At 35.1% G+C, this 24,457-nt stretch carries 22 protein-coding genes; 7 read left to right on the top strand and 15 right to left on the bottom strand.

What is annotated here, in order from left to right:
- Positions 1–15: 15 nt before the first annotated feature.
- Positions 16–1,227 carry a Pycsar system effector family protein gene (locus BW936_RS01830; RefSeq protein WP_076546615.1) on the top strand — a complete coding sequence of 404 codons (1,212 nt, stop codon included), beginning with the start codon at positions 16–18 and terminating at the stop codon, positions 1,225–1,227.
- 19 nt (positions 1,228–1,246) lie between these two features.
- Here BW936_RS01830 and BW936_RS20025 read toward each other — a convergent pair whose 3' ends face one another.
- Complete coding sequence (locus BW936_RS20025) at positions 1,247–1,372, bottom strand: hypothetical protein (protein WP_262493985.1); 126 nt, start codon at positions 1,370–1,372, stop codon at positions 1,247–1,249.
- Positions 1,373–1,656: 284 nt separating this feature from the next.
- Here BW936_RS20025 and BW936_RS01835 point away from each other — a divergent pair, with 284 nt between their 5' ends.
- Together BW936_RS01835 and BW936_RS01840 are read left to right on the top strand one after the other, a co-directional pair.
- The gene (locus BW936_RS01835) at positions 1,657–2,247 is read left to right on the top strand and encodes a DUF4202 domain-containing protein (RefSeq protein WP_076546616.1); all 591 of its coding nucleotides are present in this window, start codon (positions 1,657–1,659) and stop codon (positions 2,245–2,247) included.
- A 19-nt stretch (positions 2,248–2,266) separates the two neighbouring features.
- Positions 2,267–2,851, top strand: a complete 585-nt coding sequence (locus BW936_RS01840) for a precorrin-2 dehydrogenase/sirohydrochlorin ferrochelatase family protein (RefSeq protein ID WP_076546617.1) — start codon at positions 2,267–2,269, stop codon at positions 2,849–2,851.
- Between the two features lie 2 nt (positions 2,852–2,853).
- Here the strand turns inward: BW936_RS01840 and BW936_RS01845 are convergent, their stop codons facing one another.
- Positions 2,854–3,408, bottom strand: a complete 555-nt coding sequence (locus BW936_RS01845) for a hypothetical protein (RefSeq protein ID WP_076546618.1) — start codon at positions 3,406–3,408, stop codon at positions 2,854–2,856.
- A 198-nt stretch (positions 3,409–3,606) separates the two neighbouring features.
- On the opposite strand from BW936_RS01845, the gene BW936_RS01850 reads away from it, so the two are divergent.
- Positions 3,607–4,659, top strand: a complete 1,053-nt coding sequence (locus tag BW936_RS01850; RefSeq protein WP_076546619.1) for a phosphotransferase enzyme family protein — start codon at positions 3,607–3,609, stop codon at positions 4,657–4,659.
- A gap of 8 nt (positions 4,660–4,667) precedes the next feature.
- Here BW936_RS01850 and BW936_RS01855 read toward each other — a convergent pair whose 3' ends face one another.
- From BW936_RS01855 to BW936_RS01870, 4 genes are all read right to left on the bottom strand, one after another.
- Positions 4,668–5,366: a TVP38/TMEM64 family protein gene (locus BW936_RS01855; protein ID WP_076546620.1), complete on the bottom strand. Its 699-nt coding sequence runs from the start codon at positions 5,364–5,366 to the stop codon at positions 4,668–4,670.
- A gap of 4 nt (positions 5,367–5,370) precedes the next feature.
- Entirely contained in the window at positions 5,371–6,255 is an 885-nt protein-coding gene (locus tag BW936_RS01860; RefSeq protein WP_076546621.1) for an SdiA-regulated domain-containing protein, read from the bottom strand.
- A gap of 84 nt (positions 6,256–6,339) precedes the next feature.
- Positions 6,340–7,614, bottom strand: a complete 1,275-nt coding sequence (porY, locus tag BW936_RS01865; protein ID WP_076546622.1) for a sensor histidine kinase — start codon at positions 7,612–7,614, stop codon at positions 6,340–6,342.
- Between the two features lie 9 nt (positions 7,615–7,623).
- A complete protein-coding gene (locus BW936_RS01870; protein ID WP_076547931.1) occupies positions 7,624–8,301 on the bottom strand; it encodes a response regulator transcription factor in 678 nt (225 codons plus the stop codon).
- A gap of 158 nt (positions 8,302–8,459) precedes the next feature.
- On the opposite strand from BW936_RS01870, the gene BW936_RS01875 reads away from it, so the two are divergent.
- Positions 8,460–8,906 carry a PepSY-like domain-containing protein gene (locus BW936_RS01875; protein ID WP_076546623.1) on the top strand — a complete coding sequence of 149 codons (447 nt, stop codon included), beginning with the start codon at positions 8,460–8,462 and terminating at the stop codon, positions 8,904–8,906.
- A 70-nt stretch (positions 8,907–8,976) separates the two neighbouring features.
- On the opposite strand, the gene BW936_RS01880 is transcribed toward BW936_RS01875, so the two are convergent.
- The 4 genes from BW936_RS01880 to BW936_RS01895 all read right to left on the bottom strand — a co-directional run bounded on the left by BW936_RS01880 (position 8,977) and on the right by BW936_RS01895 (position 12,003).
- A complete protein-coding gene (locus BW936_RS01880; protein ID WP_076546624.1) occupies positions 8,977–9,543 on the bottom strand; it encodes a TlpA family protein disulfide reductase in 567 nt (188 codons plus the stop codon).
- A gap of 132 nt (positions 9,544–9,675) precedes the next feature.
- Entirely contained in the window at positions 9,676–9,867 is a 192-nt protein-coding gene (locus tag BW936_RS01885; protein ID WP_076546625.1) for a hypothetical protein, read from the bottom strand.
- Positions 9,868–10,154: 287 nt separating this feature from the next.
- Positions 10,155–10,424 carry a hypothetical protein gene (locus tag BW936_RS01890; protein WP_076546626.1) on the bottom strand — a complete coding sequence of 90 codons (270 nt, stop codon included), beginning with the start codon at positions 10,422–10,424 and terminating at the stop codon, positions 10,155–10,157.
- Between the two features lie 817 nt (positions 10,425–11,241).
- Positions 11,242–12,003 carry a hypothetical protein gene (locus BW936_RS01895; protein WP_076546627.1) on the bottom strand — a complete coding sequence of 254 codons (762 nt, stop codon included), beginning with the start codon at positions 12,001–12,003 and terminating at the stop codon, positions 11,242–11,244.
- Positions 12,004–12,328: 325 nt separating this feature from the next.
- Between BW936_RS01895 and BW936_RS01900 the strand changes: the two genes are divergently transcribed.
- Positions 12,329–13,354, top strand: coding sequence for a 3-keto-disaccharide hydrolase (locus tag BW936_RS01900; RefSeq protein WP_076546628.1), 1,026 nt, complete (start codon positions 12,329–12,331; stop codon positions 13,352–13,354).
- 130 nt (positions 13,355–13,484) lie between these two features.
- Positions 13,485–14,753: a PQQ-dependent sugar dehydrogenase gene (locus BW936_RS01905; RefSeq protein WP_076546629.1), complete on the top strand. Its 1,269-nt coding sequence runs from the start codon at positions 13,485–13,487 to the stop codon at positions 14,751–14,753.
- Between the two features lie 205 nt (positions 14,754–14,958).
- Here BW936_RS01905 and BW936_RS01910 read toward each other — a convergent pair whose 3' ends face one another.
- The 5 genes from BW936_RS01910 to BW936_RS01930 all read right to left on the bottom strand — a co-directional run bounded on the left by BW936_RS01910 (position 14,959) and on the right by BW936_RS01930 (position 24,457).
- Positions 14,959–17,574 (bottom strand): M14 family metallopeptidase, encoded by a 2,616-nt coding sequence (locus BW936_RS01910; RefSeq protein WP_076546630.1) that lies wholly within the window; start codon positions 17,572–17,574, stop codon positions 14,959–14,961.
- A 417-nt stretch (positions 17,575–17,991) separates the two neighbouring features.
- Positions 17,992–18,633: a M48 family metalloprotease gene (locus BW936_RS01915; protein ID WP_076546631.1), complete on the bottom strand. Its 642-nt coding sequence runs from the start codon at positions 18,631–18,633 to the stop codon at positions 17,992–17,994.
- Positions 18,634–18,713: 80 nt separating this feature from the next.
- Entirely contained in the window at positions 18,714–19,739 is a 1,026-nt protein-coding gene (locus tag BW936_RS01920; RefSeq protein ID WP_143744044.1) for a hypothetical protein, read from the bottom strand.
- A 93-nt stretch (positions 19,740–19,832) separates the two neighbouring features.
- The gene (locus BW936_RS01925) at positions 19,833–21,149 is read right to left on the bottom strand and encodes a RagB/SusD family nutrient uptake outer membrane protein (protein WP_076546633.1); all 1,317 of its coding nucleotides are present in this window, start codon (positions 21,147–21,149) and stop codon (positions 19,833–19,835) included.
- Positions 21,150–21,163: 14 nt separating this feature from the next.
- Complete coding sequence (locus BW936_RS01930; protein WP_076546634.1) at positions 21,164–24,457, bottom strand: SusC/RagA family TonB-linked outer membrane protein; 3,294 nt, start codon at positions 24,455–24,457, stop codon at positions 21,164–21,166.

Genomic DNA, 24,457 nt, shown 5'->3' on the forward strand with positions numbered 1-24,457 from the left:
TTCAAATAAACAATCATGTCCACACTAGTTGCTACAGCCGAAGAATTTGCCACTAATTTATTAACTGAAAGTACAGACCCTAGATTTCTATATCATAATCTTAGGCATACACAGCGTGTTGTAGATAGCACCAAAGAACTAATTGAAGGCGAAAAAATTGGCAATGAAGAGAGCAAATTACTTTTGGTTGCCGCTTGGTTTCATGACCTTGGATACACTGTTTCTTACGAGAACCATGAAGAGCATAGCTGCCAATTATCTAGAGGTTTTTTAACCAAACATAATTGTACTCCAACTTTTATTACCAATGTTTGTAACCTAATTCTAGCAACTAAAAAAGGGTACGAACCAAAAAATGAATTAGAGAAAATTATACGTGACGCAGATTCCTCCCATTTTCATGTAAAGAATTTTATGGCTACCACAGCATTGTTACGTGAAGAGGTTTCATTAATTGGTAAACAAAGTATTACTACTGCAGATTGGCGCGAAGAAAACATTACTCTTTTGCGAACCAAGCATCGTTTTTATACCGATTACGCCATCCAAAATTGGCAAGCCGGAAAAGATAAAAATGTAAAGAGACTCATAAAAGCAAGAAAGAAGAACAATGAGCTGATTAAAAAAGAGAGCCTAAAAGCAAAATATAAAGGAGAATTACCAGATAGGGGAATACAAACATTGTATAGGGTAACCCTACAAAACCACTTGAAACTTAGCGATATTGCCGATACCAAAGCAAACATTTTACTTTCCGTAAATGCCATTATTATCTCTATGGCGTTGGCAAATTTGGTGCCTAAATTAGATAATCCCTCAAACGATTACCTATTTTATCCTACCTTTTTATTCATTGTTTTTAGTGTAGTATCTATGGTGATGTCTATTATAGCCACAAAGCCAAATATTAGCACCGGACAGTTTACAGAGGAAGAAGTAACCACAAAAAAGGTAAACTTATTGTTCTTTGGTAATTTTCATAAAATGAAGTTAGAGCAATACAATTGGGCTATGAACAAGCTTATTAAGGATAAAGATTACATCTACAGTTCATTAACTAAAGATCTTTATTTTCTTGGGGTAGTTCTAGAAAGGAAGTACAGAATTTTACGATGGACCTATACTGTGTTCATGATAGGCATGATCATATCTGTAATTGTATTTGGTATTGCCCTTAAATTTTATGGTCCTGAACGGGTTTTAGAACTCCCCGTAATGCAGCCCTAAAAAAGGGTTTTAAACTATCTTACCAACCAAAAGTCATTAAAAAGACGCATAACAAAATGCCAATTGTTGCAATTACAATAGTGACTTTCAACGCCTTTACTAACGCTGGCTCTTTATTTTGATTATCTACATTTACTCTGGTCATGAGTGGCGGCTTATTTAGAATTATACCGCAAATTTATGCGGAATATTGCAACCGCATTAACTTCATAAATGAGTTTTTTATCTCATAAAATATTTATAAATCATTGATTTAATGACACATACAAACACCTTTTAATAAAATATATCCACTTTAGGGTCTATAATTTTGAATTAGATTTATTGAATCCCGAAAAAAATATCAGAATCTAGAGCAAACCTTGTAAAATCACAAAGGTCTTTGCCTATCTTGCCTTTTCTAAATAGCTTTGAGTAAATTATAGTACTATGGTGACTACACCTAAATTATTAATTGCATTTCAACGTTTTGATGATGCAAACCAAAAAGATCCAAATACAGAAGTTTTTCAAGGTAATACCTACCCTAAAGAAGTACTTTATGGAATAAGAATGTCTGAACGCTTAAACAGTTTTGATCTAGAAGCATCAGAAGCATTACAACTTACAGCACGTTGTCAACATATTTGTAGATGGGAAATACCAAGAGACGCGTATGAAATGAATAGGGCAGGGTATCTTAGGTGGCGACAAGAGCTGAAAAAATTCCATGTTAGCAAAGCTTCCGAAATATTAGAAGAAGTTGGTTACGATAAAAAGACCATAGAAAAGGTTAAATTTCTATTGCAAAAAAAACAGCTGAAGAAAAACGAGGAAACCCAAGTATTGGAAGATGTCATTTGTTTAGTTTTCTTAGAGTTTTATTTTGAGCCTTTTGCTCAAAAACACCCTGAAGCCAAGACTCTTGATATTCTTCAAAAGACCTGGGTGAAAATGTCATTACAAGGACAAGAAGCCGCACTAAAACTACCGCTTTCTAAATTTTCTAAAGACCTAATAAACAAAGCCCTAAACAGCTAGGCTTAATAACTTATTTTACATGGAACGTAATACGCTTTACCCCATATTTTTAAAAGTATCTAACCTACACATTCTAATTGTTGGGGGTGGAAATGTTGCTTTGGAAAAATTGACTTTTCTATTGAAATCTAGTCCAAACGCCCAGGTAGAAATGGTAGCACCCATGTTTAGGGAAGAAACCATTGAACTAGCCAATAAATTCGACATTAAAATGAATGTGGCTAACTATGATGTTTCTTATTTGAAAGGAAAACATATTGCCATTGCCACTACCGATAATGTGCCCGTAAACGAACAGGTCTATCATGACTGTAGGGAAAGGCAAATATTAGTGAATGTTGCGGATAACCCACCATATTGTGATTTCTACATGGGTGGTATTGTTACCAAGGGCAATGTAAAAGTGGCCATTTCTACCAACGGTAAATCACCTACCACAGCTAAAAGATTACGTCAATTTTTTGAGGATGTAATTCCTGAAAATATTGATGACCTTGTTCAAAACCTCAACGAATTCAGAAAATCTATTAAAGGCGATTTTGAGGAAAAAGTAGAGACCCTAAATGAATTTACAAAGGGACTGGTAAACAAGAAAGATAAGTAGCATTACTTATCTATGCTTGCATGGTCCTTATCATGGCTACAGCTGTAATGTGCATTATCAGCAGCATATGCAGATGCATCAGCGGCGTCTTGGGCCTCTCGCATTAAACGCTGCGCCTTTCGCATATAGAACTGTAAATTTCCTAGATTGTTCGCCTTTGCCGCATTTTTTACATTTTCAAAGGCCTCAGTAGAAAAATCACGAGAATCAATGGCATATTTTTCTGCATCGATCGTGTAACTCATTGCTTCTTCTAGACCGCAAGTTTGAGAATCATATTGCGCTTCTGAAGCTAATATTACAGACTCATCGGCTGCATTTACCGCCTGTCCCATTAATAACATAGCTATTTTAGCATTTTTTCTGGCTGTACTCATAGAAGCATTAAAAGCGGCAATTTCTGCAGGGCTACTCAATGAATCTGAAAGTGTACTAAACTGCGACATGTAACGCTGTACATCGCTAATCTCACTTTTAAAAACTTCGCATTGCGCTTGTACATATGTTGAAGTAACCAATAATACTGCAACTTTTAGGTAGGTTTTGATTGTAATCATATTTAGGGGAATTCATTTGGTTATCATACTAACTTCATTATTCTATAAATCGTATTATAATTAGACCAACTGCATAAAATAATGAATCCTGGAACTTTTTTAACTTTTTACTATTCTACACGTAAATTTCTAACTCACTATTACTATATAATGTGTTCTAGATTTCAATATCTTTAGCACTGAAATAGTATTTAGTTTATGACTCATCAATCCATAGAAAGCATTTTACAAGAATTTAATCTTAATGCAAGCGAATGTAAATACACACCTCTTAACTCTGGTCTTATAAACGACACCTATTTAGTCTCTGGTGCTACTAGTGAGCAGTACATCCTTCAGAAAATTAATCATAATGTATTTAAAAATGCAGGGATGTTAATGGACAATATCAATAGTACGCTGCCATTTTTAAATGCAGACAATTATTCCCAAATAACTTTTTTATCTACTGTTGAGGGCAATAATTATCTTCAAAAAAATGGTGAGTTTTGGCGTATTATGACCTATATACCAAATAGTACCACCTATGACACTACTAATGATACTACCACAGCATATGAAGCTGGTAGAATTATTGGCGGCTTTCATCAACTTTTAAAGACTGTAGATGCTACCACGATTAAAGATACTTTGCCAAAGTTTCATGATTTAACCCATAGAACACAAGAGTTTAAGGAAGCATTGGAGCATGCCGATGAGCAGAGAAAGCAAATTGCCGCTAACGCTATAAACCAAGCTAACCTATTTTTAGATGAATTGGCTCAGTTAAACCATAAAGAGCTTCCAGTTAGAATTTGCCATAATGATACCAAATTGAATAATATATTATTCTCAAAAACTACCTATAAAGCGCTATGCCTTATTGATTTGGACACTATTATGAAAGGTTATTTTTTCTATGATTTTGGTGATGCCATTAGAACGGTAGTCAACAATGCCCCTGAAGATGAGCAGAACCATGATTTAATTAATTTTAATGACGGTTTGTTTAAAGCTTTTGTAGACGGTTTGGCTGCTAATGAACCTTTTCTTACCAAGGCCGACAAGGAAAGTTTACCCTTAGGGGCTGTTTTTATGCCCTTTATACATGGATTACGCGCATTAACAGATTACCTGAACAATAATAAATATTATAAAGTAACTTATGAGAACCAGAACTTAGACCGCTGCCTTAGCCTCTTTAATTTTGCAGAAAAGACCCTAGAGAAAAAAGATTTTATGGCACGTTATATTGCAACTACCCTTGGGTAGAATAGTACTTATTCATTTTGTTTTCTTCGTTTATCCCACCAGATATAAATTCCAAAAAACAGTAAACTAATTAAAGACCCCCATAGCAATCCCATTTTAAGATCATCTATGTTTTTTCCGAATACGGCAATGAAACCGGTTAATGGTAAAATACCTACCATAGTTGCTCCCATAAATCTCCAATACCCCATGCTCAGAATTCCGCCAACAAAACTTATGGCATCATTAGATAAAAAAGGATTAACACGTGTTACAATTACCGCCCAAAAACCATAGTCCTCTAAAAATGAGGCAACCTTCTTTTCTGATTTCTTCCCTATAATTCGTTTTACAAAGACATCTCCAAAATAACTACCTATAAAATAACCTACCGTAGATGCAGCAAAAACTGAGGCAATTATGATAACACTACCCCAAATAGGACCGTAGGCCAATACAGAAACTACCATCAACAGAATACTGGGAACGACCAATAAAAACAACTGTGCCACCATAGCTGCCACTAGTACAATTGGACCTAACCACCCAAAGCCGGACACCCATTGCTCAATGCGTGCTTCATCATCACTTGTTAATACCGACCATGCTTCATTAAAAAAATCTTTTACGCTGGGTACTAAAAAATAAGAGACTACCAAAGCAACCAATAAACCAATGGTTATATATAATGGTAGCTTACTTTTAGATGTTGATTTTTCTTCTGGCATATTCTTAAAGTAATAGTTTCAATTTTGTAATTGTACCGGTTTCATCATTTTTTCCTTCGCTAGAAATATACAAATCACCTTCTGGACTAAAAGTGATACCCTCTGGTTGCGGAAAAACTTTCTTATCAAGCCCATAGCCTTTTTTAGGAATTCCGTTTTCATCCATAATTAGTAGCTTGGGTTTAGAACCTTCTAACATATACATCTCTTTCGTTTTTGGGTGGATGGCAATATCAGATGGTCTAAAATTTTTATAAACCTTATTCTCCCTAAAGTTTTTCAGCACCTCATCATCCATATTTAGCTGCATAACCGGTGTAACTGCCAGTTTATATTCCTTTAGGGAGAAGGCGTACACACCTTTCATGTCATCCGAATCAATATCACGATCCTTAGGTATCACCAACAACTGGTTGCCCGGCAGGTCTAACCAGAGACTCTCCATGTTATTCTTTTCACTGAATCTTGTGGTATAAGCGGTAATTTTTCTGTTAGATTCTTGAAAATTCTTAATTATAGTAATGGTACCATTGCTCTCAAGCACATATGCATTGTTGCCTTTAATGGCAAGACCTTCATAATCACCTGATTTCCCAAATTTTATTTCTTTGACTACCTTTTTCTTGTCTAGGTCATAGATAAATATGATTCCGTCTTCATCTTGTATGGCTGCTATTTGATGCTCATTCATCCAAGAAATACCAGAAACTTCACGTAACTGCTCTGGCAGCTCCCATCGTCCTGTAATTTCATACTTCACTTTTTCCGCGCTCTCATACGGTAACCAATCCCTGAAATTCATAAAAAGGAACCCCATACCTATTACAATGGCGGCAATAGTCCAAAACTTCACTTTTGCTATACTTAATGTCTTGTTCGTAGTTGTCATAATTCCTATTATTTAAATAAAAATAACCTTGAAATCTGTAAAAAAATGGGAACCGTTATACACTCATGGCTTTTTATAAAAAGCTTAACGACTTACAGGAAAAATTATCATAAAATTATGCTGATCTGTAAAAGTATACGTTAGTTGTAACCCGTATTTATCTGCTATAGCCTTACTTATGGCTAAACCTAACCCAGTTGAACGACTATCTGACGAGGCTTTTTTAAATCTTGTAAAAAGACTATTACTATCTAAGGCTTTTTTCTTGCCATAATTTTTTATAGTTATGCTACTTGCATCAATTGTAATGGTTACTTCTTTACCGGTATTCCCGTGAATGATAGCGTTTTTTATTAAATTGGTAATCATTATAACCGCTAAATCAGCATTCATTGTATAATTTACAGTAGCATTTCTGATTACTTTTAAACGCATATCTCTATGGGTGGTAAAGTCTAAAAAATCATTGGCAACGTTCATAACCAGAGTATTCATATTTATATACTCTTCTTCTAAATACTGCCTATTATCAATTTTGGAAAGCAATAGCAAAGACTTATTTAATCGGGTTAACCGCGTTAGGTTATCTAAAACACCGCCCACATCTTGTGACTGCAACCCAGACAGTTCATCTTTCTCTAACAACAATTCTAACCTGTTAATGGCAATAGCAAGTGGTGTCTGTAATTCATGAGCTGCATTTTCTATAAATTCTTTTTGTGCCACATAACTATCTCGCGATTTCTCGGTTAGTCGCGCTACGCTTTGGTTCAATAAATTAAACTCGTCAATTGATGTAGGCTCAGGTTTTATGGGGTCATCTTTCTCTATATGAAAGTCTTTTAATCTATCTATTATGGTATAGAATGGTTTCCATACTTTCTTCATTACCAAATTATTAAGCACTATAATACTCAATATTAACACCAAGTAAAGCCCTACAAGATATTTGAACAAATTTTCTATTTGATCATCTTCTTCTACCATAGAAGTAATAAGCTTTATCTTATAATACTTACCATCTTGTTGAAACGTGCTTTCAAGCATACGAATAGGCTCAAACTCATTTTCGTTCTGCATGTACATTAGTGTATCTCTGTAATTATCTTTAAACTTGGTTTGAGCACTAATGGTTGTACTCTTAATGGTATAATTATTGACTCCAAACTCCGTGTCGTTCAACAGATCCGGTTCATTGTTCAGCGCTTTTATAATCAACTCTTTTTGGTTCTCCAAACCGTCATCTAAACTGTCGTACACCTCATCTAACATGGCAAAATAAAAGATTACCGCCCATATAGAAATCAATACTATAAGTAGTAATGCAAAGTATTTTGTGGTATGGTTTAGTAACTTCATATGTACAACTTAGATAACCTGTAATTTATACCCAATACCATAAACAGCTTCTATCTCTATACTTGCCATGGCATCTGTTAATTTTTTACGTAGGTTTTTTATCTGAGAATAGATAAAATCAAAACTATCTGTTTGGTCAATATGGTCTCCCCAAACATGTTCTGCCAAAGCGGTTTTGGTTACCAAACGTGTTTTATTTGTAATCATATACAACAATACGTCATACTCTTTACGGTTAAGTAAAACCTCATGGTTCTTGATGGTAACACTTCTACTTTCTGGATCAATAATTACGTTACCAATTTCAATAAGTTTATTGCCGTCAAAAGTTCTACGGCGTACTATTGCTTTTACCCGTGCATGAAGTTCTGCCATATGAAAAGGTTTGGGCAAGTAGTCATCTGCCCCTAAATTAAGTCCTTTTATACGGTCATCTAAAGAGTCTTTTGCCGACACTATGATTACACCGTCATCTTTGCCCTGTTGCTTAATTTGCTTTAACAGTTCTAAACCATTACCATCCGGTAAGGTGATATCTAACAAAATACAATCATATTCATATACCCCGATCTTTGTACTGGCAGCAACAAAATCAGCAGCAGTTTCTACCGTATACTGCTCGCGCTCTAAAGTTAAGCGCATATTCTCTAGCATTTGCGGTTCATCCTCTACAATTAGAATTTTCATGGTACTGTTGTTTGCTACAACAATATAATAGAATTCTAGAAAGATATGGGAATTACCATGCCAAGGAATTAAACTCAAAAAAAGTGAAATTAATGCTATTCCCAATTTCTTCTAGATTTGACTCTTTTCTTTGAAGAGAATTTAAAAATTATCTGATTATGAAAAATAAAAGTATAGCAACATTAACGTTAACCGTACTGGGTATATTTACTGTATTTGCACAAGATATAGATCCCAAAAATGTACCTGAAAAATTAAAGCAGCATTTTGAGCAGAATTACCCACAAGCAAACGATGTGGAATGGGAAATGGATGGACAGTCATACAAAGTTGAGTTTGACCATAACAAACAAGAACATGAGATATGGTATACCGCAGATGGAAACACTACTAAAACAGAACTAGAAATTACTGAAGCAGAATTGCCAAGCGCCATTACCTCCGTGATTGCTAGTAATTATGATGGATACAAAGTAGACTCTGTTGAAAAAACTACCGTAAACGGAACTTCTACTTATGATGTTGAGCTTGAAAAAGGATGGAATAATGAAAAGGATATCGTTTTTGATGAAAACGGAAAAGTACTTAGTGAAATGGTTGATTAATGTTTCTTTTGATTGGGAGATGTGGAAAAGGCCGGAATTCATTTTTCGGCTTTTTTTTGTTTTAGCTGTCCTATTTTTCTATTAACCCATTTAACAACTCGCGTACTTTAGTACTGTTCCAATCTGCAGCACCGGTTTCCTTTATAATTATCCTTCCGTTAGCATCTATTACATAGTTTGTGGGGATACTATTTTCTTGCAACGCTTCCGGAGCTCTCATTTGCGGAATATATATAGGGAGTTCATACCCTCTTTTATTTATAAAGCGCTGCACTCTTTCTGGTGATTCTTGGGTCAGCAATATAAAATTAACCTGGTCTGCGTATTCGTTATATAACTCTTGTATTCCTGGTAGTTCTGCTATACAAGGCGGACACCAAGTTGCCCAATAACTTATAAAAGTTACTTTACCCTTACCCACCGAAATACTTTGCGTTTCTCCCTGTAAATCTATCACGGTATATTGAAACGGAGTTACCTCACTTTGGTTCTCTTCATCTTCAACACTTGGTGACCAAACTGCCACTTTCAATGTGTTGACCGCTACCTGAATGGGAGTTCTTGTCTGCGGAATTAACAACAACAAAATGAACACCGCAAATATGATATCACTGATCTTAAATTTTCGTTTTTTCATAAGGTAAGTGAGTCGAAATATTTGGTAATTGTTTACTCTGAGTTTAGGATTACATGCAAACTAGTACCATTTTGCCCTTTAATTTTACTAATTAACAATCAAAAGAGTAATATTGTACAATTTTTGAGGTGATTATATTTTCTTCCGCTCTTTTAAATACCCATTCAAAATTACTCCGAATAAGGCAAGCCAAATTAGTCTATACATCCAAATATCCATTTCAAATCCAAATAAGGAACCGGTGTCGTTATCCTTAATAAAAGTAGAGACTATAGTGATAAACGCTATTATCATTCCAATAATTGCTATTGTTGTTCTTTTCATAATTTTTAAAATCGTATTCTTAATTTCTTAAAAAATAAGTAAGCTGGTGCTAAATCCTAACTTCATTTTTGCGAAATCTTAGACTATATATTTAAAGTCAAAACTATAAAAATGTTATCTAAAATTCTCATAACCCAATAAATATAATATGTAAAGAAAAGTATACAGTCTGCCAAAACAATGGTCAAAATATCACACTATAATTTTTACCCCGGTATGTCTTTAGGCAGCTTCATTCTTATGTTTAAAACGTTCTACTTTGTTTAAATTACCTCAATTCATAACGATTATTCTTCACCTTCTATCTTAGATTTATTGTATTTAGTGAACTCTACTTTTTTATCTTCTAGAATTTTATAAAACCTCCTATGGCTAATTTTTAGGTCTTTAGTTATTTGCGCTACCTTTTTCTTCTTTTTCTTATACAGTTTAATTTCTGCTGTAACAGCTTTGTTGAAATAATGTTTTTGCAACGCTTCTACTACTTCTAGTTCGGTTTTATTGCTGGTACTCACTAACCGATCTATTTCAGATTTTATTTGTTGTAAGCCTTTCATATTTCAAATTATTTTTCTGGTACAGCGATAGAGAATCTATTTACTTATCTACATCTTTTAGAGAATGATTACCACAATCAATGACCATGTTAAACTTTATATTCTTGTTTGCTAATTAACTGGCTACTCTTTCTAGCGCTTCGGGGGAACCATTTATTTCAATCTTTGCCATTATTTACAAATTCATTTCATTTAAGTGTTTGCCTAATTTAATACTATTCTATGAAATTTGGCCACTCTTATTTACTACCATCATCTATCTTCCTTTAAGTTTATTTTATTTTTAAATTTCTAAAAACTCATCATCCTTACTATCCTATTTCTAAAACCTATGGTTCATTTTACTACTGTGAAATTCGTATTTATTACAATACCGATTCCCGATACGTTCAATGTAATGGCCTAATGGTACCACACAAAAAAAGACTTCATAAAAGGAGCAAATCATACTTTTAAAATAGGTAGTGACCCAATGTTGTTGGGTGCAAATATCACTAGTTTAATTAGCAAACAGCTCCGGAGCAAGGCTATGAAGCAATGAATAAAAATAAATCTCTAAAGGTATTTTAATATACTTTGGGGAAATATATTCTTTGCAGGACTTCAATAAAAAATGCCCGTTAATAAAGAGCTATACTAATGCATTCTGGGGGAACTTTAGCATACTAATATTAAGGGCAGCCTCAATTTAACATTTTCTAGGAAAATATAAAAATCAGTTTTGAATTCTATCTGATTTTGTACTAAAAAATCCCTTTAAAATGTAAAAAGCAGCCTGTAAGGGCCGCTTTCTACTATCCATATTTTTTTTACCTACCTAGTCTGCTACATAAGTGAAGGTTGTTACGTACGTTTCGTTTTCATCTGAATGCATAGAAACCGTAGAAACCGTTGCTGCCGTTGGGTAATCACCATCATAAGTGTAAGACATATTTATAGTATATTCTATTTCTCCTTCCTCATTTTTATACACTATTTGCGCCGGATTATTGTTAGGAAACAATGCCTTTGCCCTTACAATTTCTTCTGCTTGTGGGGCACTTGCAAAGTTCAGTTTAATCTGATCCAAGACATTTATGATACCCGCTGCTTCTGCAGTTTTATAAAATGGATTTGGTTTATCGTCATATGAAATTTCTGCCGTGTAATACACCATATCCTCTTCACCCGTCATGTAGTCATAATCATACTCAATAAATTGTATTACAGATGGGTTACCATTATCATCATATGCTTGTATCTGCCCAGTTTCAAAAGCGTTATAGGGTGATTCATATAACTCCTCTACATTTCCGTTATCTATATTACCTGATACATTTGTTAAATTATCTTCGTCATAGGTTAAGTTCGTCGATGCTGTTCCATCAAAAATGGAGGTCAATTGAAGTTTGCTATTGTACGAAAATAAGATATTGTTATGTTCTTCTTCATTTTCGGCAGACGCCACATTAATAGAACTAATAAGCTTAGTTTCTATATTTCCGTTTACTTCTTCAAACTCTTCTGAGGTTGATTTTTCGCAACTGAAGTTCAGGAATACAATAGATGAAAATAGTAATACGTAATTAATTGATTTCATGTTCAAGTTTATGTTTTAATTTATTTTAAAGGTCTATACTTAACCATGGGATTTTAAAAATATTGCACACACAAATATTACGGAAATCCGTAATATTTAGGTAAGGCTAATAGCTGTAGGCTTTAGTAGGAATAATAAAGTTTTAAAAAATGAAAAATTTAAAGTGAAACATGCCCCACTACAGGTACACTTTACTTCATACAATATACCTTAATTCCCTGTTAAACTTTAAATCAGCGTACAGCAGCTTTTTATTTTATCCTTACTTTTAAAACTTGCACTTGTTTCAGGTGCGTTCAAACCAACATTCTAACTCACTTTAATCATGAAAAAAGTACCAGTTTTACTCATGGCATTTCTTCTTGTCATTACCTCAACATTTGCAACTTCAGTCGGCACCTCTACCGCACCTGAAAACACCTTTATTGGCACGTGGACCATTGATGTCGTCGGGGGTGGTGTAGCCTGGTTAAAAGTGCATGAAGAGCAAGGGGTCTTAGATGGCGAATTATTATGGATCGGCGGTAGTATTCTTCCAGTTTCCGATGTTTATATGGTAGACAAGAACACGCTTATTGTTACCCGTACGTCTAAAAATGAGCTTAAAACCACTTCAGGAAAAGCCCGTAGCCATACTAGAACTTGGACCATGCGTATTACCAAAAGAAACGATGCTATCGCAGGTACAATGACAGGACCGGCATGGGGCAAAATTGGAGAGGAAATTAGTTATTTCACAGGCACTCGTTTGCCTGCGGTAGGTGCTGCTCCCAACTTAAGTCTCTTAAAATACAAAAAACCCATTCAACTTTTTAACGGTAAAAACTTAGAAGGCTGGAGAACCATTGATCCTAAAAGCCCAAACGGTTTTAAAGTTGTAGACGGCACTTTACAGAACAATCCTGTACAGCCTAAAAATGGTGATCATATCTATTACGGAAACCTACGTACAGACCAAGAGTTCAAAGATTTTAATTTAAAATTAGAGGTCAATGTACCTAAAGGAAATAATAGTGGTATTTACCTAAAAGGACTGTATGAAATCCAGGTAGTAGACTCTTATGGACAAGAGTTGGACAGTCATCATATGGGTGCACTTTACAGCCGTATAACCCCTAGCGAAAATGCAGAGAAACCAGCAGGTCAATGGCAGACGTTAGACATAACATTGGTAGAAAGACATGTAACAGTCATCTTAAACGGAAAAAAAATTATTGACAATGCAGCCGTTGAAGGACCAACCGGTGGCGCTATTAGCTCTGACGTTTACGCTCCAGGTCCGCTCTACTTACAAGGTGACCACGGTAATGTTGCCTATAGAAACATTGTTCTTACCCCAATTAAAAAATAATTTTTATTGCACTACCGCACATTAAATGATACCACTTTACTTTTGGGTATCAATTATGTCCATGGTCTCTATATACGCACAACCTATTACAAACCAATATTAACAAGGTATTCAAAACCTTTAACAGCTTATGAACAAATCAATTACAATTAAAAACTCACTTTATTTACTTACATCAATGGCATTGACAGCTCTTTTTGTTCAGTGTAAACCAGAAACAAAGCCTGTTGCCAAAACAGTAAAAAATGAAACTATTTTAAAAGCTCCTGAAGGATTTTCAGTAGCAGAAATCGGTAAAAATTTAGGCGCCGTTAGGCATTTGACCGTGGCTAAAAACGGACATATCTATGCCAACCGATCGGTATTAAAAGATAGCACGGCAATTATTGTCCTTAAAGATACCAACAATGATGGTACCATAGATGAACAACAACAATTTTCTGAATTGCCGGGTACCGGTATTATAGCAACTGACGATTATTTATACACCTCTTCTAATTCTGCCATATTCCGCTATCCGTTAAATGACGACCATGAAGTTGTAGATACCAATGCACCAGAGAAATTGGTTGACGGACTAATTGATATGGGTATGGACAATGCCAAACCATTTACCATTGATAATGATCATAATTTATATGTTACTATTGGGTCATGGAACGATGCATGTAGAGATGGAGATGCAGGTATGATGCCCTGTACAATTTTAGATTCTGCGGGAGGTATTTGGAAATTTAAAACGAATAAACTGAATCAGACATTTGCCGATGGTTCTAGATATGCTACGGGACTTAAAAATTCAGTAGGTATTCGTTGGAATTTTGAGACCAACTCTTTATTTGCAACAGATCACGGCCGTGGCGGATTACACTCTTTTTATCCAGAGGTATTTACACAAAAACAAGATGCCGAACTACCTGCGGAAACCCTTTATGAACTAAAAGAAGGTGATAATGCCGGATGGCCTGAAACGTATTACGACCATTTTAAAGATAGTAGAATGCTTGCGCCAGAGTACGGTGGCGATGGAGAACAAATAGCCAATAAAGACTATATTAATCCTGTAGTTGCATTTCCTGCACATTTAGGACCCAACGACCTACTTTTTTATACAGGCGATATGTTTCCCGATAAATACAAAAACGGAGCTTTCATAGCTTTTCACAACCAGTCTGCAGAACTTAAAAAAGGATTTTTCGTTGCATTTGTTCCTTTTAAGGATGGAAAACCAAGTGGTGAATGGGAGATTTTCCTGGACAACTTTGCAGGTTTCGATTTAGCGGACACCACCACAAAAGGTACATTGAAACATCGCCCGTGTGGATTAGCACAAGGTCCTGACGGAGCTCTATATGTCTGTGATGATTTTGGCGGAAGTATATTTAAGATTACGTATTAACTTGTTTCATACACTAGATTCTAAAAACGCCCATCAAAATGATGGGCGTTTTTATTTTTTAAACATTGTCCTCTTCAAATTTTTACAGTCTAACTGTTAAAACATTTTGGCTGTACCCCAAGTGACATTCCATCAGTATGGAAACCAAACATGGCCTATATGAGGAAAAAGCCTATCTACATCAGGTAAGTTCCACCGCGCAACATTATTCTGCAGCACCTTCAAAAATGCTATTGAAAATAAGCTTGTAGGTTCCTCTTGGCTGTGCTCTAAATTGTGGTCTAAAGGCAAATAATACTACAGAACCTTTTCCGTATGTTGCTTTTACCATAGCTGGCTTTTTAGCAATATATTTTTTCTCGCCCATTGCCCAACCACTCATCAATAAATCTTTCTCCGCATAGGTCGCAATCACCTCTACTTCCGGTAATGGTGCATTTTTAATCTCTTCTGTACCACCTTCTCCTTTCTTACTTTGCTTATCAATAACAAAAGCGCGACTCTTATTAAAAGAAACCGCAACGGTATCTTGCATACCAAATGCTAACGGGTGCGTGGTGTCTATAGCTGTTTTAATCAACGAACCTGGTATAAAGAACTCATTACTATCTATACCTTCCGTAGCATCTTTTAAAGGTAGTCCAAATTGCTCTATTATATAGTTACTTGCTTGATCAAAAGCCAATAACGTACCTCCATTTTTCACATAATTACTTAAGGCTACCGTACCTTCTAAACCAATACCGCCCGTAAACTTCTGGGGCATTTTTAACGGTGAATTACCATGTAAAATAGATTTTGGTCGTTGCGAAGGGATAATCAACACATCATACTGAGATAAATCTTTTGTTTGAATGTCGATATCATGGAGCGTATCGGTCTCAAATGAGTATTCATCCATTATAAAACGTGTCCACCCTTCATCCATATTAGCCACCCAGGATTTGTACAAACCTACTTTGGGGGCATGTACCTTGGTCATTGCTACTTTTGGTTCTGCGGATAAACCTGTTACCTCTAAACCGTATTCAGCTGCTATATTTTCTACAGAAGCACTACCGCCAGAAACGATATAAGCACCTGGCGGATATGTTGTTTTACCAGACTTGAACGATGCATTTGTCTTGTATGCCGTTCCGCCCGCTTTTAATATTTTGTTAGTTACCTTAACAGATGCATTACTGTTGGCACTTAATAAATATCCGAAGGAAGCATTTCCTTTTACTTCGCCCTCATAGTACGGCGCAGATTCTACTACTTTTTTGGTAGCTACTTCAAACGGCTCTGCAATTTTATCTACCGTAATGCCCATTTGCAATGGCAATGTCCAACCCGCTAGGTCGTAAGGGGTGTCTGGAGGACCACCTGGATATTTAAAACGTGTTGGGTAGTTTTGCTTTTCCATCAAATCCATCAGATAAGGTCTAAAAGCTTGTGCTGTATAAATAACATAGGCCCCTTTCTCATATTTTTTTCCATTGACCTCAAAACTTTTGGTCGTTTTCTCTATTTCAATACCGCCTTTAAGCAACACATTGACCAAGTTTACAGCCTCAAAAGCATCCCATTGATCTTTACCTATTACATATGCAAACGGACCTTCTTCTTTCGACTTCTCAATTGCAGAAGCTCCCATTTTGTAAATATTATACAAGTAATTGCTCTTACGATCGGCAGCCAAATCCAAAGTTGCCCAAGTAGCGGTCAGCATATAATCTACAGCATCACGAAAGTGAGATTCGCCCCCTTTCCATGGATCCGGATACATAATATCCGTACCATCTGTAGGTGTACCTCCCGCAACGGTCTTCGGTAATTTCTCTGGATCGTAGAATCTGGGCGTAGGAGTGGTATGACCAACCTCAGTTAAAATGCCGATCATATTATGGTAATAAGGCACTGTACGCCCACCGCCGTTCCAGAACATGGTATAAAAATTATCGGCAATGGCACCCGGCATATTCTCCAATGAAAACCTTTTGGTCATCGCTGACCCTACCTCACTAACTCCTGCAGTAATTGCAGGATGAATTCTTGGATTTACGGGATCTGCATACGGAGGCAGTGAAATTTTTGTCCACGATGGTGAGGATTGGTGGTGGTTATATACAATCTGCGGATACCACTCATTATACAATATTTTAGTAACATGATAAGTTTCTGGCATGGTATTCATAAACCAATCTCTGTTATTATCATGCCCCATGTAATAATGATATAAAATAGGCGGTCGTGATGTTTCATAAGCGGTACCTAAGTTCTTCTTGTACCAGTCTACCACAATATCTAACCCATCAGGGTTCATAACAGGCATTAGTATCGTAATTACATTCTCCCTAATCTTTTTCATTTCGGTACTTTCAGATGTAGCCAAAGTATATGCCAGTTCTGATGTCATTTGACCGTGAGCCAATTCGGTAGAATGCATACCGCCATCGATCCAAACAACAGCCTTACCTTCTTCAGCTAATTTTACGGCTTCATCATCGGACACTTGAACACGAGCAAGTTTTGCACTTATGTCTTTCCATTTGTCTAAGTCCTTAAGGTTTTCTTCGCTTGAAATAAACAAGATGTACATTTTTCTACCTAACACGGTAGTGCCAATCTCTACTTTTTGTACACGTTCAGAAGAACTATCCAATATAGAAAGGTAGTCTTCAATTTGGCTATAATCTGCCAATTTATAATCGGTACCAACTTTAAAACCGTAAACATCTTCTGGTGAAGGTATGGTCTGCGCCACTGTTACTGATATGCAAGAAATGGCTAGTACAAGAATCAGCAATACCGTCTTGCACCAAGCGTTTGTTATCGTCATTTTTCTAAATGGTTTGTTTGAACTAGTAAATTAAGAAATAGTAGAGAACTAGATACATCTAATAAAGATTATGTTAAAAAAATGTTTGTTTCTACTACTGAAACCAGAATGAAATTATCTCTACATAGGACTTTAACCGTAACAATATCAAAAAAATATATAATTAGTGCATTTTGAATTTTTGCTAAAAATGAAATCAGATCCTTGTTACCAATCTAAATCCTATTTCCATACCACTACATATTTGCAAACAATAATATAACCCTTAACCTTTGTATTACATTATACCGTAATTTCTATTTCTGTACAAAGGGCCTTCTACCTTTAATACCATTAAAATTGGATGTCATTTTAAACCCTTGACCCTACTTAGCCGGTTAAGATCAACAATAACGTTATTTAGTAAACAGATTGTACTTAAATACTATTATTCCAAATATTTAAATACAGCTCTTTAAAGGCTATATTGTTAGTTTTGGTAGTACTTAAATTTATATACTTATTTATTTGTTTTATGCGATCGGTACCAGAAGGGTGTGTAAAGGTCTCACTACCTAAAATCAATTTTAAAATATGGAAATTACTTTTTAAATCTTCAAAAAATAGCGGTGCCTTAGATTTAATTAAATGTACAGCTATTAAATCTGCCAAATACTCGGCTTTTTTATAGGCATTTAATTGCGGTCCTTCAGAAAGAAAACCTTCTAAATTAAATAAACTTGCTTGGTGTAAAGTAGCTATATGGGCAACCTCATGAGTTAAGGCGAATAATTGAATACTTTCTTCTGTACAATTAACTAACCCTCTACTTACTTCAACATAACCAAAGGCGGCACCGGCATTAACACCTAAATCTTGTTCAATAATTTGAAATTCGGAAGGTATTTCAAGTGCTTCATACCTTGAGAATAATGGAACTAATGTTGTATTATATAATTGAATTAATTTTTCCTCTTTCGTTAAAACAACCTCCTCTTCTTGTTCTAGCTGACTATTCTTACCGTCATTACTACAGCCAATAAATATTAAAACAAGTAATATGTAAATATAAGTTTTCATGTATATTATTGTATAAAAAAAGGAACACTCTTTATTAAAGTGTTCCTAGTATAAAATTGGCCTTAATTTAATTCTCTAAATTAGTAGGTGTAATTTTTTTCTACGCTAGCCAAACCATCAAAATATGTGTAAGATGCTTTAATTGGGTAGTTATCTGTATTGTACTCATAAGTAATAGCACCATCTGCTAAAGTACCAGAAATAGGATTATTGGTGTTTACAGCCGTAATGCCAGCATTTATAGCTGCATAAGCTGCAGGGTATAATCCTTTAAAAGGGTTGTTCTTATCATCATATGTGGCTATATAATCATCAGAAAATCTATTTTCAAGGACTACATTTCCTTCTTCGATCGTAAACTTCACCTCTGTCACGGCATCATCGCTTGTATGGTCTGTTCTTTTCTCAGAAGATAAAGCACCATTTGCATCATAGCTATATTCGTAGGTGTAGGTCAACTCAGATTCAAAGCTGTATTTACCTTTTACTATTTGTCCTTCATCATTATATTCGTAAACCGTAATTGATTTAGAATCTGCAGATTTTTTTTCTAAAACTTGGTTTTTATCATCGTAAACTAAAATGTACTCTACAGTATTTATATCTCCAAAATCATTGATTTCTTTAGTATAAGAACTTACAAAATTAGACTCATTATAGCTATACGTAGTTATTGAGTTTTCACCGAATAAATCTGCAATCTGATACGTAAGTAATTGCGTACCATTACCAACCTCTGCGCGAATATTGATCACTACACTATATTCTTTAGCAGTAGTACCATCTTCAGCGGTTACTATAAAAGTTTTAGCCTCACCGTCTACAAATGTCACCTCTGATCCAGAGTTTGGCGTTACTGTTGCATTTTCAGAAATCCCTATTGTTGGTACAACCGTAGTTAAGCTGGTTCCAAAAGGAACTTCAATTGCTATAGTATTTCCTAAATCATATGTAATATCATCTGCATTGACACCATCTATTGCAATTGAAAAATCATTGATAGCTGTTAATGTTGATAATGCCACAGTATCATCATCGCTTGAACACGAAACCATCACTGTTGAGATTGCTACAAATAGACTTAAAATCGAAAAAATTCTCTTCATAATTTATTATTTATTTAATTGTATTTAGAATGCCTTATTTAATTAATCCTTGAACCCGAAAGGCGTAAAACAGGTTACAATTTGTTCCCTTATCTATAAATCGGGGTTATTTATAATTGCATCATTAGGAAATGGAATAGTATATCTATCATCATCCTTTTCTAATCTAAACTCTTGATTTTTATAATTTTTAATCAGTAATGGTCGTGTAGTTCTTCTTAGATCGTTCCATCTATGCCCTTCTATAGCAAACTCTCTTCTTCTTTCTTCCAAGACTTCTTCCAATACGTCAGCTGAGTTTAACTCATTTATTCTTGTTCTATATCTTTCTAAACCTATTGGCGTATATCTCATATTGGCAAGCTCAATTAAATGTGCCTTTGCCTGGTCTTGGTTATTTAACTGAGCATAACACTCCGCAAGTATTAAATACAACTCTGCAGTTCTAAAAGAAACCTTAAACTTGGTATCTGCACTTTTACTAGAATGATAGGTACCGTCACTTTCTTCATTGAAGTATATGGAAAAACGTAAGTCGTCTGTTTGATCGTAAATACTCAATAAATCCTCAGAGATACTTGCGTTTTCGGTCATATCAAAAGAGGCCACCGTTTCTAAAGCTAATATGGATTCTACAGAATTATACTCTGAAGGTAGTATTGCACTATTAGAGTTTAAATTTTGTAATTCGTCGTTTATAGCCAATGCTTGGTTAACTTCATCAATGGCCAATTGCCAATTATTCTTAAATAAATATACTCTTGCCTTAAATGCTTTTACCGCTAAAATTGAAAATCTATAATTATACCCAGTCTCTTGTTGACTTACATTTAAAAGAGATTCTGCAGATTCCAAATCGCTCAGTATTAAATCATAAACAACTTCAACCGTTTCTCTTGGATACGGTTTTTCAGAATCATAAGTTGTTGTGATCGGTACACCGGTATCAGTACTTGCAGTTGATGAATTGTATGGTTTTGCATACAGGTTGATCAAGTCAAAGTATTGCATTGCCCTTAAGGCATGAGCTTCTCCGATCAACTGCTCTTTTTCTAGAACGCCACCTTTCATTTCATCACCACTATTAATAACATGATTGGCATAAAAAATGATATTATAAATACTGGCATATGGGTAAGCCGATGTCAATGGACTTGGGTTTTCATCGTTCCAAATAAAAAGATCTTCATATTGCTCAATTCCAACGGCTGTAGCACTTAAACTTAATTCATCTCCCCGGTAGGTCGTTAAAACCTTAGAACCCGTATTAATGGCGTATGCCGATGTTAAAAAATTTCTATAATCTTCTACTGTAGTCGGTATAATTTGACCTACCGGCTCAATGTCTAAATAATCATCACAAGCGGTAAAGCTCAATGTCAATAATATGATGTATGCTAGTTTTTTCATGAATACTGTCTTTATTAAAATGCCAGATTGAACCCTACAGAAATAATTTTAGGGATTGGTTGAGAATAAATACTACCATAAGTTTCAGGGTCAAAGAAACCGTCATAATTTGTGCCTAAAACAAATAGATTACGACCTTCGATATTAAAATCCAAGCTTGCTATCTTTAGTTTGTCCAATTGCTTTTTTGGTATAGAATACCCTAGCTTAATGCTACTTATACGTATATAAGAAATGTCTTTAATCCAAATATCAAGATCATCATATGTTCTACCGTCATCTGAAGAATTGAACCAGTTATAAACTAAATCAGTATCAAAGCCAGGTGTATTAAATCCAATTAAGGCCGGAAAATTGCCTGTTCCTGCTTTAAGGATATCCGTGCTATAGTTTTTACCTGGTTCTGCTTGAGTTAGATAGTAACTAGGCGTTGCCTGAACCGTTTGCTTAAGATTAAAGTGCGTTAAAATACGAAGCCCAAATTGTTTATATTTAAAACTATTATTGAAACCACCACTGAATTTAGGCGCACCATCACCAACATATGAGTATAAGTTTCGGTGCTCTTCTCTTGTTAATTGACTGCCATCTGTGCCTTCTTCTAAATTATAGAAATCTACTGCCGTTACTTTTTTACCATCTTTCCAGAATAATGGTAGCCCATTACTATCCAAACCGGCAGTTTTTATAGCAAAAATAGCCGTTGGACTGTACCCTTTTAGCGATGGTTTAAAATCTTCTTCCCTAATTTCAATATCCTCAACTATACTCTTGTTACGAGAAATATTAAAGCTTGATGTCCATTTAAAATCATCATTTTGAACGTTAACCGTATTAATTAAAAATTCAAAACCTTTATTGCTAATACTAGCCCAGTTTGTATTTATAAAACTAAAACCGCTTTCTAGAGGAACAGATTGTAGACCAATTAAATCGGTACTCTTTCTGTAATAATAATCACTGGTAATATATACTTTGTTATTCAGTAACCCTAGATCAAACCCAAGGTTTGAAGAAACCGTTTTTTCCCATCTTAAATTTGCATTTGGTGCATTTAATGCTCTTATAAGATCCTCATTGGTACCTGGTAAAAGAGATTCTGTATAGTACTCTCCAAGAACAAAAGGAGATGTAGATTTATCTATATTACCCTGTACACCATAAGATGCACGAATTTTTAAATCACTAATAGCATCTATATCATAAAGAAAATCTTCGTTATTCACATTCCAAGACCCTGCAAAAGACCATAAAGGCAAATACCTATATTTAGGGTTTACCCCAAACAGGTTAGAACCATCATATCTTAAACTTGTAAAAAAAGTATACTTACGATCAAATGTGTAAGACGCTGTTCCAAAGAACGAAGCATAAGCATTCTCGAAGTACGACTTCTTATACGGATCAAACAAAGCGTTTGTCAAAGACCTCTCATCTGTTATGGCAATGGTAGTTAATGTATTTTGATTAAAACCGAAGCCTTTTGCATGGATTTCTGTCTTTTTATTTCTTCTAAACTCCGTACCCGCCATTAAATCTAACTCATGTCTTTCATTAAGGGTTGTGTTGTAGTTTACTGTTGTCTTCCAATTATATTGAAACACATCTGAATTCCAGTTTTGCAGTATACCGCCCTTAGGCATATAAAATGCAGCACCATCCTCTGTATTGTATCTAGATCTTTGCTCATACTTTCTTGTAAAGTAACTTTGTTCATCACTAAACTTCTCGGTTTTGTCAAAATCTAACTGTAGCCCTAATTGAGTATTGATCTGTAGCCCAGCGAACAACTTATAATTAGCATCAAAAATTGCTTTTAAAGAATTGGACACCAATTCGTAATTGGTATTTTCTCTTTCCTCTAAAACATTATAATCTAAGTTTAAGTCTGATCTTTCAACCAAATCTGGATCGTAAAGATAGTTTCCATTCTCATCGGTCAACTTTAAATAAGGGTTTGCATTTCTTGAATAATAAGAAGGGTTGGTATATGCATCAGCTCCAGTAATGTATGAACTTGTTCTTGTTTGACTTCCAAACAGAGCCACACCTACCTTAAATTTTTCGTTTATAGAAAATTTATCTTTTAAAGTAATATTATATCGCTGCTGCCCTGTGCCCTTGGTAGTGCCTTTTTCATCAAAAATACCTGTAGAAAAATAATAGTTATTATTTTCATTGCCTCCAGAAACACTTACACTATACTGTTGGTTAATGGCTGTTCTATATAAAACATCTCCCCAATCTGTGTTGGAGTTTCTTAGGTTATTGATTGCATTTTGAGACGCTGAAGAAATATTATTAAAACCGTTATTTTGAAAATTTACATAATCATTATTAGCATTTAAAATACGAGCAACGTCTCCTCTACCTTGTTGGTAAGTTAAGTCTGTACGGTTTGCCAAATACAACTCAAAATCAACTTTTTCTGCTGAATTCATTAGGTTCAACTTAGAGAAATCTGGTTTTTGGGTAACAAAGATGTTACCATTTGCCTGTACCCGCATGGCACCCTTTTTACCACTTTTACTGGTTATTACAATAACACCGTTAGCAGCTCTTGCTCCATAGATTGAGGTTGCAGAAGCATCTTTTAATACCGTAATACTCTCAATATCTTCTGGGTTTAACCCAGCAATAGGGTAAGATTGTAGGTTGTCAATATTATCTTTATCCTTAAAATCTTTTGGGATATCATTACCTTCTAATGGAATACCATCTAACACCCAAAGTGGATCAGAAGATCCATTTAATGAAGCACTACCACGGATTACAATTTTCGCAGGTGCGCCAGGTGCACCGGTTGTAGGTTGAACCTGAACACCGGCAAGTTGACCGGTTAACATATGATCTACCGTCATAACGCCAGATTGTTCCAAATCTGACATTTCTACTTTCTTATATGCGGATGTTATTTTACGTTTTTCTATTTTCTGATATCCCGTTAAAACCACCTCATCAAGTGCTTCAACATTTTCGTTTAAAACAATGGTAAAATGCGTGTCGTTATCTGAAATAGTTACTTTTTCTGTTTCGTACCCCATATAGGAAACCAAAAAAGAAATAACATCGTTGTTAACGGTTAGTGAAAACTCACCATCAAAATTCGTTGTTGTACCCAACATACTACTATCTAAAACACCTTCTGTCTTAGTTTTGCTACCTATTATAGCTGAAGATACGTATACCGAAGCTCCGATAATTGGCGATTTTGTGGCGTTGTCGATTACCTGACCGGTGATTACTTTTTGGTTTTGACCTAAAAGTAATGTTGGAATAAAAATTAATATATATAATAACCCCCTCAT

It is taken from the genome of Maribacter ulvicola (assembly GCF_900155985.1).
In the GTDB taxonomy this organism is placed as follows: Bacteria; Bacteroidota; Bacteroidia; order Flavobacteriales; family Flavobacteriaceae; genus Maribacter; species Maribacter ulvicola.

What these genes read in the sequence shown, in the direction of transcription:
- BW936_RS01840 (WP_076546617.1), top strand. Translation starts at nt 2,267, where the DNA reads ATGGAACGTAATACGCTTTACCCCATATTTTTAAAAGTATCTAACCTA.
- BW936_RS01850 (WP_076546619.1), top strand. Translation starts at nt 3,607, where the DNA reads ATGACTCATCAATCCATAGAAAGCATTTTACAAGAATTTAATCTTAAT.
- BW936_RS01920 (WP_143744044.1), bottom strand. Translation starts at nt 19,739, where the DNA reads ATGAAGAGAATTTTTTCGATTTTAAGTCTATTTGTAGCAATCTCAACA.
- BW936_RS01915 (WP_076546631.1), bottom strand. Translation starts at nt 18,633, where the DNA reads ATGAAAACTTATATTTACATATTACTTGTTTTAATATTTATTGGCTGT.
- BW936_RS01870 (WP_076547931.1), bottom strand. Translation starts at nt 8,301, where the DNA reads ATGAAAATTCTAATTGTAGAGGATGAACCGCAAATGCTAGAGAATATG.
- BW936_RS01845 (WP_076546618.1), bottom strand. Translation starts at nt 3,408, where the DNA reads ATGATTACAATCAAAACCTACCTAAAAGTTGCAGTATTATTGGTTACT.
- BW936_RS01895 (WP_076546627.1), bottom strand. Translation starts at nt 12,003, where the DNA reads ATGAAATCAATTAATTACGTATTACTATTTTCATCTATTGTATTCCTG.
- BW936_RS01900 (WP_076546628.1), top strand. Translation starts at nt 12,329, where the DNA reads ATGAAAAAAGTACCAGTTTTACTCATGGCATTTCTTCTTGTCATTACC.
- BW936_RS01875 (WP_076546623.1), top strand. Translation starts at nt 8,460, where the DNA reads ATGAAAAATAAAAGTATAGCAACATTAACGTTAACCGTACTGGGTATA.
- BW936_RS20025 (WP_262493985.1), bottom strand. Translation starts at nt 1,372, where the DNA reads ATGACCAGAGTAAATGTAGATAATCAAAATAAAGAGCCAGCGTTAGTA.
- BW936_RS01835 (WP_076546616.1), top strand. Translation starts at nt 1,657, where the DNA reads ATGGTGACTACACCTAAATTATTAATTGCATTTCAACGTTTTGATGAT.
- BW936_RS01910 (WP_076546630.1), bottom strand. Translation starts at nt 17,574, where the DNA reads ATGACGATAACAAACGCTTGGTGCAAGACGGTATTGCTGATTCTTGTA.
- BW936_RS01860 (WP_076546621.1), bottom strand. Translation starts at nt 6,255, where the DNA reads ATGACAACTACGAACAAGACATTAAGTATAGCAAAAGTGAAGTTTTGG.
- BW936_RS01930 (WP_076546634.1), bottom strand. Translation starts at nt 24,457, where the DNA reads ATGAGGGGGTTATTATATATATTAATTTTTATTCCAACATTACTTTTA.
- porY (WP_076546622.1), bottom strand. Translation starts at nt 7,614, where the DNA reads ATGAAGTTACTAAACCATACCACAAAATACTTTGCATTACTACTTATA.
- BW936_RS01885 (WP_076546625.1), bottom strand. Translation starts at nt 9,867, where the DNA reads ATGAAAAGAACAACAATAGCAATTATTGGAATGATAATAGCGTTTATC.
- BW936_RS01890 (WP_076546626.1), bottom strand. Translation starts at nt 10,424, where the DNA reads ATGAAAGGCTTACAACAAATAAAATCTGAAATAGATCGGTTAGTGAGT.
- BW936_RS01905 (WP_076546629.1), top strand. Translation starts at nt 13,485, where the DNA reads ATGAACAAATCAATTACAATTAAAAACTCACTTTATTTACTTACATCA.
- BW936_RS01830 (WP_076546615.1), top strand. Translation starts at nt 16, where the DNA reads ATGTCCACACTAGTTGCTACAGCCGAAGAATTTGCCACTAATTTATTA.
- BW936_RS01880 (WP_076546624.1), bottom strand. Translation starts at nt 9,543, where the DNA reads ATGAAAAAACGAAAATTTAAGATCAGTGATATCATATTTGCGGTGTTC.
- BW936_RS01855 (WP_076546620.1), bottom strand. Translation starts at nt 5,366, where the DNA reads ATGCCAGAAGAAAAATCAACATCTAAAAGTAAGCTACCATTATATATA.
- BW936_RS01925 (WP_076546633.1), bottom strand. Translation starts at nt 21,149, where the DNA reads ATGAAAAAACTAGCATACATCATATTATTGACATTGAGCTTTACCGCT.